The following is an 11,651-nucleotide window of genomic DNA, read 5'->3' as shown; positions in this document are numbered from 1 at the left end:
GCCCGCGGGCGTCGATTCTCTGATTGAAAGCCGGACAGGACATGCAAAGCAATGTGCTTGAGTACTTCGAGACCGGGGCCCGGCTCTCGAATCCCGACAAGGTGGCGATGGTGGACGGCGACTCACGCTACACCTTCAGCCAGCTGGAGCTGCACGCCAAGAACTTCGCCGCTGCCATCCTGGCCCGCACCCAGGTATTGAACCGGCCGATGGCGGTGTTCCTGCCCAAGTGTGCCCAGACGGTGTTCGCCGACCTCGGCATCGTGTACAGCGGCAACTGCTATGCCAACCTGGACGTCAAGTCTCCGCCGGAACGGCTCAAGGCCATCCTCGGCAACCTGGACGCCGAACTGGTCATCACCCATGCTTCGCTGGCGCCGCTGCTGGCCAACGCCGGCGTGCCGGCCGATCGCCTGCTGTTGGTCGACACCGTCGCGGGCGATGCGCCGCGCTGGGACCAGTCCGCGATAGATGCCCGCCTGGCGCAGGTGATCGACACCGACCCGTTGTGCATCATCCACACTTCCGGCTCGACTGGCGTTCCCAAGGGCGTCGCGCTGAACCACAAGTCGACGATCGACTTCATGGACTGGGCCTTCGAACGCCTGGGCCTGGGCAGCGAGGAAACCATCGGCAGCCTCTCGCCGTTCTACTTCGACATTTACACGCTGGAACTCTGGCTCAGCCTGGCCAAGGGCGCGACACTGGTGCTCTTGCCGGAGCAGCTTGCTGCCTTCCCGGCCAAGCTGCTTTCCTACCTGGCCCAGGAATCGATCAGCTTCATCTTCTGGGTGCCGACCGTCATGGTCAACATCGCCAACCAGGGCCTGCTGGAGAAGATCCCACAGCCGGCGTTGCGCAAGGTGCTGTTCGCAGGCGAAGTCTTTCCGACCAAGCCGCTCAACCACTGGCGCCGCCAGCTGCCACAGGCAATGTTCGTGAACCTGTACGGCCCGATCGAGATCACGGTGGACTGCACCTATTTCATCGTCGACCGGGACATGGCCGACGACGAGAAGCTGCCCATCGGTTTTCCCTGTCGCAACACCGACGTGTTGATCGTCAATGAGAACAATCGCCCGGCCCAGGTCAACGAACACGGGGAACTGTGCATCCGCGGCTCTTCGTTGGCGCTGGGCTACTGGAACAACCCCGAGCGCACGGCACAGGCCTTCGTGCAGAACCCGCTGCATTCGCACTATCCGGAGCTGGTCTACCGCACCGGAGATCTGGTGTACCGCAACGAGCGGGGCGAGATCATGTTCGTCGGTCGCAAGGACTACCAGATCAAGCACCAGGGTTACCGCATTGAGTTGGGCGAGATCGAGCACGCTGCACTGCAGGTACCCGGCATCCGCCATGCGTGCGTGGTCTACGACGCGCCCAACAAGGACATCGTGCTGTACTTCGAATCGGAGCAGGACATCGGTGCCGCCGAAATCCGTCGCGAGCTGAGCCAGCGCGTGCCGAAGTACATGCTGCCCACCCTGATCGAACGCGTCGAGCACATGCCGCGCAATCCGAACGGCAAGATCGACCGCCTGGCGCTGTCGGCCGGCCACGCCCGCCGCGGCGCCTGAGCCCCGTCCACTCTCACGAGCGCACCCACATGAGCACGCTGAACGACGTCCTGCAAAGCATCCGCCCCGAGTCCGACTTCACGCAGTCCACCGACTTCCTGGAAGACGGCCTGCTCGACTCGTTCGACATGGTGGCGCTGGTCGCCAGCCTGGACAAGGCTTACGAGATTTCCATCGACGGCCTCGACATCGTCCCCGAGAATTTCAGGAACGCCGAGGCCATCACGGCGCTCCTGACAAAGTACGGGGTGCCTCGATGCAGCTGACATTCCAGGGCAAGCGCATCTCGGGGCTGCTGACCGTGGTGCCCCGGCACGAGCAGTCCTTCATGGAAGACATGAAGCTCTTCAACTTCCCTGAGGCGCGCTCGCGCAAGCTGATGGAGGTCATGGGCTACGACAAGCACCGCCTTGTCGAGGACGGTGTGTGCGTCTCCGACCTCGCGGTAGCGGGGTTGCAGCACCTGTTCGACAGGGGCGCGCTGGGACGCGACGACTTCGATGCGCTGATCCTGGTGACGCAAACACCTGACCACCCCATGCCGCCCACCAGCAACGTCATCCAAGGGCGACTGCAGCTCAAGGACGACCTGTTTTGCCTGGACATCAACCAAGGTTGCGCGGGCTTCGTCGTGGGCCTGATGCAGGCCTTTCTGCTGTTGGAGCAGCCCGCCATCCGCAAAGTGGTGCTTGTGAACGCGGATGTCGTCAGCCGCAAGACCTCGCCGAGGGACCGCAACAGCTACCCGCTGATCGGCGACGCAGCCTCCATCACCGTCATCGAGCGCGGGGACTCAGCCGGCACCGTCCATGCCAACATCAAGATGGACGGCACGCGCCGCGAGGCCCTGATGATCCCGGCAGGAGGCATGCGGCTGCCACATTCGGAGCAGACCGCAGCGCTGGAGGATGTGGGCGACAACAACCTGCGCGCGCAGGATCACCTGCGCATGGACGGCTCGGCCGTGTTCAACTTCGTGCAGGTCGAGGTGCCGCCCATGGTGGCGAGCCTGCTGGAGCAGGCCGGCACTGACGCCGACGCCGTGGACTGGTTCCTGTTCCACCAGCCCAATCGCTTCATGCTGCAGAAGTTGGCCGACAAGATTGGCATCCCGCACGACAAGGTGCCCATGAACGTGGTGGAGAAATACGGCAACAGCAGCGGCGTGACCATTCCCATGGCCATTGTCGAAAACCTGAGAAACGAGCTGCCGACGCGCAGCTTCCAGGTCTGCCTGGCAGGCTTCGGCGTGGGCCTGACCTGGGGCTCCATGCTGATGCGGCTGGGCGAGCTGCAGTTTTGCGACATGCTTGAGTACTGAGCAGACGAAACAACCAGAAGTGAAGAGGGTCGACCTATGGACAAGTTTTATGAGAATCTGGCGGAGCTGCTCGAAGTGGACGCCATCGATCCGGCGCAGCCGCTGGACGCCTATGAGAACTGGGATTCGCTCACCGTCATCTCCGTCATCGCCTCCCTCGACGCGGACTTTGGCGTGAACATGACGGCCAAGGACATGTCGGCCTTCACAACGGCCGGTCAGCTGTTCGAGGAAGTCCAGCGCAGGAAGACCAAGTAGGCATGTCCCGTCCTTTTGACCTGTCAGAGCGCCGCATCCTGGTGACCGGGGCGGCGTCTGGCATTGGCCTGGCGACCAGCATGCGCGTGGCCTCCATGGGCGCGCGGGTGCTCGCCTTCGATCGTGATGAAGAAGGCCTGACGGCGCTGCTGGCGCAACTGCCCGGTGCGGGGCATGCCGCGCATGCCATGGACTTGCGCGAGGTTGAGGAGATCCCGCCGGCGATGCTCTCCTGCGTGCAACAGGGGGGCTCGCTGTCGGGCCTGGTGCATGCCGCAGGCGTCTCGTCGGTGTCGCCGACCCGGCTACTGTCTCCAAAGAACTACCGCGACGTGCTGGCCGTCAACACCGAGGCGGCACTGGCCCTGGTGCGCGGCTTCCAGAACCGCAAGGTCTGCACCGAGGCCGGTGGCTCGGTGGTGCTGATCGCTTCCGTCATGGCGCTGGTGGGGTCCGTGGGCGCCACCGCCTACTCGATGTCCAAGGCCGCGCTGACCGGCCTGGCCAAGTCGGCGGCGCTGGAGTTTGCCCCCCGCGGCATCCGCATCAACTGCGTCGCGCCAGGCTTCGTGAAGACCCAGATGTATGACAAGGTGGCCGCCTCATGGGATGCCGCGCAGCGCGAACAGATCGAGCGCGCCCATCCGCTGGGGCTGGGCGAACCGGACGACGTGGCCAACGCCGTCGCCTTCCTGCTGGCTGACGCCGGCCGCTGGATCACGGGAAGCACCCTGGTGTGCGATGGTGGATACACGGCGGCCTGATCAGGCAGCTCCAAGACAATGACCCAAGAGCTTTGCACGCTGGTAACCGGCGCTTCCTCGGGCCTGGGCCGCGAGACAGCCATCCGCCTCTCTCGCCTCGGCCCCGTGCTGCTGCACGGGCGCGACCAGCCGCGCCTGGAAGAAACCCGCGCCCTGTGCACCCACCCGGAGCGGCACCGACTGTGGTTGCATGACCTGGTGGATGTCGACACCATCGAGGCGAGCCTACTGCAGACGCTGGCCGGGCAAGGACTGCAGGTGGCGCGCTTCGTGCACTGCGCCGGCGTGCTGCAAGTCGGCCCGCTGCGCCTGCTCGACCGGGCCGCCATCGGCCGCACCATGAACGTCAACTTCCTGTCGGCGGTGGAAATCACCCGGCTGCTGGTGCGCAAGAAGGTCAATGAGAAGGCACTGACCGGCGTGGTGTTCGTTTCCAGCACGGCCAGCCAGTTCGGAGCCAAGGGCTTCGGGATCTACTGCGCCAGCAAGAGCGCGCTGGACGGCTACATGCGCGCGCTGGCCGTCGAGCTGGCGCCGGCCGTACGCGTGAACGCAGTGCTGCCGGGTGCGGTGCGAACCGCGATGACCGAGCACATGTTCAACGACCCCGACGTGGTCGAGCGTATGCGGCGGGACTACCCGCTGGGCGTGGGCGAACAGGCCGATATTGCCTCGGCGGTGGAGTTCCTTCTCTCCGACCAGGCGCGCTGGATCACCGGCCAGCAACTGGTGGTCGACGGCGGCCGCACGGTCAACATCAGCGGCTGAGCACCATGGCGACCTCCAGCCTCGTGATCGTCAACGCTGGCAACTTCGGGCGTGAAGTTCACGTCTGGGCCAGGCAGGCCATTCAGGCCGGCGCGCCCTGGAGGATCAAGGGCTTCTTGGACAGCCGCAGCGACATCCTCGACGGCTTCGACTATGGCTCCCCCATCCTCGCCGCACCCGAGGACTATCACCCCGAGCCGGGCGATGTCTTCTTGTGCGCGGTGGGTGAACCGCAAGCCAAGCGCAGGTACACCGACATGCTCGAGGAGCGCGGTGCGGAGTTCACGTCGCTGATCCACCCGACGGCGTTGGTCGGCCATAACGTCCGCATCGGCCAGGGCGCCATCATCTGTCCCATGACACAGCTGTCCTGCGACATCGAGTTGGGTCGGCACGTGGTGTTCGGTACGCTCAGTTCCGGCGCGCACGACGTCCGCATCGGCAACTACAGCCAGATCTCCGGCGGCTGCCAGATCAACGGCCATGCCATGCTGGGCGAAGGCGTCTTCCTTGGCGCCAGCGCCACCGTGCTGCCGCGGGCACGGGTGGAGGACTGGTCCTACGTCGGTGCGGGCAGCGTGGTGCTGAAGCGCGTGAAGACCCGCACCAAGGTGTTCGGCAACCCTGCGGTGCAGATCGGCGTTCTCGATTGAGCGTGCCGGCCGGCGAGCGGGCCACCGGCCCTGACGCTATTTTCTCGGACGCCCCCGACGCAGGCCGTTCTCAGCGCGTCGCACAATCCCGCGACGGCCACCACCGCAGCCGCCCGTCGCGCACTTGAACCTCCACCTTGGCGGCCCGTGCCGCGTCCAGTTGCTCCCAGAACTGTTGCGCATCGGCGCCAACCAGGCCCGGGCCCTCAGCCGGCGGCAGCTGCGGTAACTCGCGCAGGCGCTGGCAGATGCGCTCCAGCGTGAGCGTGGGCGCTCCAGTGCAGATGCGGTTCATCAGCCCGGCGTGATTGAGGTCGTCGAACTTCTCGATCACGACGTCCAGCCGACGGCATTGCCGCAGACGGTGCAACACGATCGAGAGCGCCTCGCGGTCGGCGCTCCACGCACCACAGGCGTAATACAACGGCACCTGCTCCCAGGCCTCGACCGGCCACGCATCCAGGCTGGCGTGACGATCGGCCTCCCAAAGCTCGGCACGCTCCTTGGGTCGGAACGCGGCCCAAAGGTCCAGATCGGTCTGCGGATTGAAGACGATGGCCTGCCAACCGAAGGTCAGCGCGAACTTGAGCGCGGCATGCCCGCCCATGCTGCCGTACCAGCAGCACACGTCCGCAGGTGCGAAGCGCGAGGCTACCCGCTCGCTCAGCAAGGCTTGCACGCGCTCGAAGCTGGCGTCGCTGTACCAGTTCCTGTCCGGACAGCGCACGAACATCAGATGGCGATCCTTCAAGGCACCCTGCAGGGCAGCGACCTCAGTGAAACCGAAATAAGTGGCCATGCAGGAAAAGACGATGAACACGCCACGTGCACCGGGTCGCTCGAACCAGAGAAAGTCCTCCCCCTGCCCTTGCTGCCAAGCGGGACGCAGCAGCGTCTGTAGCGGCTCGGCCAGTGCCGCCTGTGCCAGCGGGGCATAGCGCGCATCGGCCAGCAGGGCCCGCCAGAGCGGCTGGGCAAGATCCGCTTGTTGGCGGCGGTAGGGTGCGCCGGGCTCCAACTGGCCATCCGTATAGAGCGTGGCCAACTGCAGTACCGCCGTGCGCTGTTCTGCGGCCTTGCCGCGCTGGGCCAAGGCCCGCCACCCGGCCTCCTCTTCACGCCAGTCGCGGCCAAGCTTCGGCGCCTTCGCCGGCAAACGCCGGCGAAGGCGGGTTCGCAAGGCGTCGTCCGCCGCATAGCGGCGCGTCTGCGTCAACGCCAGCAACTCGGATTCAGCGTCACCACGAGCCGCATGCCAGTTCGCGCTGGCACGCCAGATCCAGGCCAACGCTGGTGACGCAAAGGCCTGGCGATGCAGAACGTCGCGCAACAACGGCACCGCGTCGCCGCCACCTTCGATCAACGCGTAGGCCTTATCGAGAATGGTGAGGAACTGCAAGGCTTGGGGCGCGGGCGAGGCCGGCGGCACCACAGGCTCGCCGAGCACCGCGACATGCCTTGCCAAGGCCTGCAGGCGCTGGCGCGGGGCCTCACGGCTCAAGGCTTGCTGCAGCACTTGCAACACCGCCACGCTGCCCCAGCGGGCCGGCTGCAGCCAGCCGGCCTGCAGCCCGGGGGCCAACAGCAGCGGCGGGCAGCCCGGCTCGTCCGCCGCACCGAAGGCGCTGCCGTCCAGCCAGGCCCGCACCCGGTCTGCCCGCAACCGACGGGCCTCGCCGGCCTGCAGCAGCCGGGCCAGGATCCCGGTCGCGGCCACTTCGGCATCGGCGGCCAGCGCCAGTTCGAAGCGCAGCGCCAGCACCTCCGGCATGGCTGACGAATCGAGACCTTCCACGTGCGCCAACGACCGCTCAAGCCGTACGACCCGGGAAGGCTCGAGCCCCCGGGGGCACTGAGCCAGTTCCGCACGCGCGGCCCGCAGCACCAGGCCGGCGCCGTGGCCGGTCGGGGCCGCAAGCGGATCCAAGCCGTGGTGACTCAGCAGCACGGGCGTCAGGGTCGTCTGGGCCTCGAAATCGCCTTGCCCGCACAAATGCTCGACCAGCGCGGGGTCCGTCCAATCATGCCGCAGCGGGTGCAGCGCCTGCGCGTAGCGACCGTCCAGGCAGCTTGCCGCGCGTTCGACCTCTCCCTGCGGCAGGGCTTGCACGCAGGACCACAGAGCCTGCCACAGGGCCAGACGCTCCGCGCCATCGAGCGCGGCATCCAGATGAGGCAGCAGGCGGCGCAGCGCCGCAACCGACGGCCCGGAATGGACCAGGCGTGAGAAATAGTCTGCATAGGCCTCCCGGTGCGCGAACGGCAGCGGGGCTTCGTCGGCGCGCGACTGCGGGGACGTGTCATGCGGCAGCTCCGGGGCGCCGCCCGACGGCTGGGTGTCGCCCTGCCACCGCGAACTCTCGTCGAGGCACCCGTGTGCAGACTTCGCGCCGAGCACGGGCTGCAGGGCGGCTGCCAGGGCCCGGTCGAGACCGTCCAGCGCCGCCAGGGTGGGCTGCCGCGCGTGGATGCCTTCGGCCAGCAGGGCGCGCACCACATCGCACGCAGCTCCCACCCCCGCATGGCCGGCAACTGCGGCTTCCACCGAGGCCAGCGCCTCCGGCAGGATGCTGCGGATGCTGGCCGATTCCCTGTCCACAAGATAGACCAGCGCCTCACGGATGGTGGCCGCCAGTCCCAGGGCGTGATCCCGCACGTCGGCGGACGTCACTGCGCTCATCGGCGGGTTTCCTTCTTCGGACTGCTCATAGGTCGAAAGATCACCCGGCCGCAGGCAAGTCCTGCGGCGCCTGGCCCGCCTGACAGCGCGCCCACATCCGCTCATACAGCGCCTCCAGGTCGCCCGCGAAGCGCGCGGCGTCGTACAACGGCGAGGTGTCGCGCGCCTGCGCAAGGCGCGCGCGCAGCGCGGCAAGGCGTGCCGGGTCTGCAGCCAGCGCGCAGACAAGTTCGACATAGGCCTGCGGCGTGTCGCACACCAGCTCGGCCAGGCCGATGGCGCACAGCAGGCTCTCGCTGACACGGCCAGCGAAGGTCTCGCCGCGAAGCGCCACGACGGGCACGCCGGCCCACAACGCGTCGCTGGTGGTCGTATGACCGTTGCAGGGCCAGCTGTCCAGCGCGAGATCGGCCGCACCCAGGCGACGCAGGTGGTCGGACATTTGCGCGAAGGGCATGCAGACGAGGCGCTCAGGCGCCACGCCACGGGCCTGCACCTCACGGCGCAGCTCGGCGTCGGGGGCATCGCCGCCGGTCAGCTGCCACAGCACGGCGCCGGGCACGCGGCGCAGGATCTCCATCCAGGCATCGAACAGCGCCGGATTCAGCTTGCCGACCTGATTGGCGCTGAGCAGCACCAGCGCCCCTTCGGCCAGCCCAAGCTCGCGCCGTGCGGGTGGTTCGGCACGGCCACGCGATGCATCGTTGGGCTGGTAGCAGTGCGGCATCTGGGCGATCTTTTCGGTGTACCAGGGCGCGTCCGCCAGCGGGGTGACGATGGGATCGCCGATGACGTAGTCCACCTGCGGCGCGCCACAGGTGCCTGGAAATCCCAACCATGCCACCTGCACCGGCGCGGGCCGGTAGGCCAGCATGGCCATGCGGCTGCCAGCCGTGTGGCCCTTCAGGTCAATGAGGAGGTCCACGCCCAGCTCGCGCACGCGGCGGGCCATGTCGGGCAGGCTCAGCCGGCCCATCTCCTCGAAGCGATCGCCCGCTCGCATCAGGCGCTGGCGCAGCGCGGAGCCGTCGTCACCACCGTGGGACAGCAGGCTGACCTCGAAGCGCTCGCGGTCGTGGTGCTCGAGCACCTGCGTGATGAGCGAGGCCGTGGCGTGGCCATGGAAGTCGTTGGACAGATAGGCCACATGCAGGCGCCGGCCCTCCCTGGGCTTGACCTCAGGCGCCGGCCAGGGCTTGATGTAGCGGGTCTGGCTCAGCGCCGCCAAACGGGCGGCCGCGAGCATCTGCGCCTTCGTGTGAGGCAGCATCACCAAGGCGAACGGCGGCACGTAGTGCATCGCCCGGGCCGGGCCCGAGAGCGAATCCAGCAGCCCCTGGCAGCGCACGTCGTAGTCACCCCAGCGACAGGCCATCTGCTCCAGGTGGTTCAGATAGGCCAGCGCGCCGATGCTCTCTGGATAGAGCGTATAGACGGTGCGAAAGCACTCGGCGGCTTCCGCGTGCAGCTTCAGCGCATAGAAAGCGAACCCGAGCTGCATATGCGCCTGGCCGTCGTCCAGGCGCAGCGCGATCGCGCGCAGCAGCGGCTCCACCGCCTCCTGGGAGCGGTTCAGGTTGTTGAGGGCCGTCCCCATCAACCGGAGCAGTTGCGGGCTCTGGTCGCGCAGCTCCGCCGGCAGCTTGGCCGCCAGCGCCAGCGCGCGGGGTGAGTCATGCGTGTCCAAGGCCGCCTTCACGGCCTCCTCGGTGGCGTCGCGAGCCAGGGAGTCGTCGGCGCCGGCATATTGCTGCGCCCGTTCCGCCGCGCGCAGACCTTCGTCCGGCCGATCCGCCGCCTGGCAGGCTTGCGCCAGCGTCAACCACAGCGTGGCGTCACGCGGCCGCAGCTTCAGCACACGTTCGAGCAGCGGAATGGCTTCGCTCCACTGCCTCGCCACCAGCAGGGGGCGGGCGCGCTGAAGTAGCTTCAACGAGGTCTGGTCGGGATGGGGCATGGCTTGGGCGGCGCTATATCGGCGGTGATACGCCGGACTTTAGGGCTCGCTGCCCCCCGCCATCGCCTGAAATGGCGGGGGGGCAACGCCAGACTTTTTCTGCCGCTCGGCCGATCGCATCAATTGGTCGACCTTGGTCGCGTTGTTCAATAAATCACAGGCCTTGACAAAAGGCCCTCAAGAAACTTGTGCAGCCATCCGATAGCCAATCCAACGAGTCCGGAAACGGATTCGTGATTCGGTCCAGTTCCCTTCGGCACCGTTGCCGGGACTCCCTAGCTTGCAAAAGGAAGGCACACCATGCCCCAGATCATCAATACCAACCTGCTGTCGCTGAACGCCCAGCGCAACACCTCCACGTCGCAGTCGGCGCTGGCCGTCTCCATGCAGCGCCTGTCCTCCGGTCTGCGCGTGAACTCCGCCAAGGACGACGCGGCCGGCCTCGGCATCTCCGAGCGACTGAATGCACAGATCCGCGGCTCCAACGTCGCCATCCGCAACGCCAACGACGGTATTTCGCTGGCTCAGACCGCCGACGGCGCCCTCGCCAAGGTCACCGACTCGCTGCAGCGCATGCGTGAGCTGGCTGTGCAGGCCCGCAACGCCACCAACACCAGCGCCGACAAGGACTCCCTGAACAAGGAGTTCGGCGAGCTGGCCAAGGAAATCCAGCGCGTGCTGGGCGGCACCACCTTCAACGGCAAGCACATCCTCGGCGCCGATGCCAAGACGCAGACCTTCCAGGTCGGCGCCAACACCACGGGCGATGACACCATCTCCGTCGGCATGAAGAACATGAAGACGGCCACCGACATCACCGCCGTCACCTCCGGCGTGTCGATCGACGGCACCATCGGCTTCTCGGCCATCGGCTCGGTGATCGACAACCTCGACACGGCCCTGGACACCATCAACAACCAGCGCGCCATCCTGGGTGCCACCCAGAACCGCTTCGACGCCGTCATCTCCAACCTGCAGATTGCCGTCGAGAACCAGAGCGCCGCCAAGAGCCGCATCACGGACGCCGACTTCGCCTCGGAAACGGCCAACCTCAGCCGCGCCCAGATCCTGCAGCAAGCCGGCTCGGCCATGATTGCCCAAGCGAACCAGTTGCCCTCGCAGGTGCTGTCGCTGCTGCGGTAAATCCGCCAGCCCCGGCGCACCCCGCGGCAGCCCCGCGGGGTGCGCCTCATGATTCGGGCGTGAAGAAATTCCTCAAGCCGGGCCCTACCCCGGACGATAAGCCTCTCAACGGGTTCACGAAGCCATCGGGAACCGCGTAGGTCAAGACGCTCATCGTCAAGGAAAGGAACCCGTCATGCCTCAAATCATCAACACCAATCTCCAGTCGCTGAACGCTCAGCGCAACACGTCCACCTCGCAGTCGTCGCTGGCAATCTCCATGCAGCGCCTGTCCTCCGGCCTGCGCGTGAACTCCGCCAAGGACGATGCGGCCGGCCTCGGCATCGCCGAGCGCATGAACGCGCAGATCCGCGGCTCCAACGTCGCCATCCGCAACGCCAACGACGGTATCTCGCTGGCCCAGACCGCCGACGGCGCCCTCGCCAAGGTCACCGACTCGCTGCAGCGCATGCGTGAGCTGGCTGTGCAGGCCCGCAACGCCACCAACACCAGCGCCGACAAGGACTCCCTGAACAAGGAGTTCGGCG

The 11,651-nt window shown here is 66.8% G+C and carries 10 protein-coding genes and 1 pseudogene; 9 read left to right on the top strand and 2 right to left on the bottom strand.

Annotation, left to right across the window (positions count from 1 at the left end):
- Positions 1–23 precede the first annotated feature (23 nt).
- Genes VGF12_RS23530 through VGF12_RS23500 form a run of 7 tightly spaced genes read left to right on the top strand, consistent with a single transcriptional unit; the run spans position 24 to position 5,344 of the window.
- Positions 24–1,580, top strand: coding sequence for an amino acid adenylation domain-containing protein (locus VGF12_RS23530; RefSeq protein WP_331178475.1), 1,557 nt, complete (start codon positions 24–26; stop codon positions 1,578–1,580).
- Positions 1,581–1,609: 29 nt separating this feature from the next.
- Positions 1,610–1,846, top strand: coding sequence for an acyl carrier protein (locus VGF12_RS23525; protein ID WP_331178474.1), 237 nt, complete (start codon positions 1,610–1,612; stop codon positions 1,844–1,846).
- Positions 1,837–2,901 (top strand): ketoacyl-ACP synthase III, encoded by a 1,065-nt coding sequence (locus VGF12_RS23520; protein WP_331178473.1) that lies wholly within the window; start codon positions 1,837–1,839, stop codon positions 2,899–2,901. The genes VGF12_RS23525 and VGF12_RS23520 overlap by 10 nt, the downstream gene beginning before the upstream one ends.
- 36 nt (positions 2,902–2,937) lie before the next feature.
- Positions 2,938–3,159 carry an acyl carrier protein gene (locus tag VGF12_RS23515; RefSeq protein WP_331178472.1) on the top strand — a complete coding sequence of 74 codons (222 nt, stop codon included), beginning with the start codon at positions 2,938–2,940 and terminating at the stop codon, positions 3,157–3,159.
- A 2-nt stretch (positions 3,160–3,161) separates the two neighbouring features.
- Complete coding sequence (locus tag VGF12_RS23510) at positions 3,162–3,923, top strand: SDR family NAD(P)-dependent oxidoreductase (protein WP_331178471.1); 762 nt, start codon at positions 3,162–3,164, stop codon at positions 3,921–3,923.
- 18 nt (positions 3,924–3,941) lie between these two features.
- On the top strand, positions 3,942–4,691 hold the full coding sequence (locus VGF12_RS23505; protein ID WP_331178470.1) for an SDR family oxidoreductase: 750 nt from the start codon (positions 3,942–3,944) through the stop codon (positions 4,689–4,691).
- Positions 4,692–4,696: 5 nt separating this feature from the next.
- Positions 4,697–5,344, top strand: coding sequence for an acetyltransferase (locus VGF12_RS23500; RefSeq protein ID WP_331178469.1), 648 nt, complete (start codon positions 4,697–4,699; stop codon positions 5,342–5,344).
- Between the two features lie 70 nt (positions 5,345–5,414).
- Here the strand turns inward: VGF12_RS23500 and VGF12_RS23495 are convergent, their stop codons facing one another.
- The gene (locus VGF12_RS23495; protein WP_331178468.1) at positions 5,415–7,838 is read right to left on the bottom strand and encodes a hypothetical protein; all 2,424 of its coding nucleotides are present in this window, start codon (positions 7,836–7,838) and stop codon (positions 5,415–5,417) included.
- Between the two features lie 226 nt (positions 7,839–8,064).
- Positions 8,065–9,981, bottom strand: coding sequence for a tetratricopeptide repeat protein (locus VGF12_RS23490; RefSeq protein WP_331178467.1), 1,917 nt, complete (start codon positions 9,979–9,981; stop codon positions 8,065–8,067).
- Positions 9,982–10,281: 300 nt separating this feature from the next.
- Here VGF12_RS23490 and VGF12_RS23485 point away from each other — a divergent pair, with 300 nt between their 5' ends.
- Together VGF12_RS23485 and VGF12_RS23480 are read left to right on the top strand one after the other, a co-directional pair.
- Positions 10,282–11,124 carry a flagellin gene (locus VGF12_RS23485; protein WP_331178466.1) on the top strand — a complete coding sequence of 281 codons (843 nt, stop codon included), beginning with the start codon at positions 10,282–10,284 and terminating at the stop codon, positions 11,122–11,124.
- Between the two features lie 175 nt (positions 11,125–11,299).
- Positions 11,300–11,651 (top strand): annotated as a pseudogene (locus VGF12_RS23480) (flagellin FliC); the annotation flags it as partial.

This window comes from Roseateles sp. (assembly GCF_036404855.1).
Classification (GTDB): domain Bacteria; phylum Pseudomonadota; class Gammaproteobacteria; order Burkholderiales; family Burkholderiaceae_C; genus Pelomonas.
The sequence above is the reverse complement of the archived record's forward strand: the minus strand, read 5'-3'. Positions and strand labels throughout refer to the sequence as shown.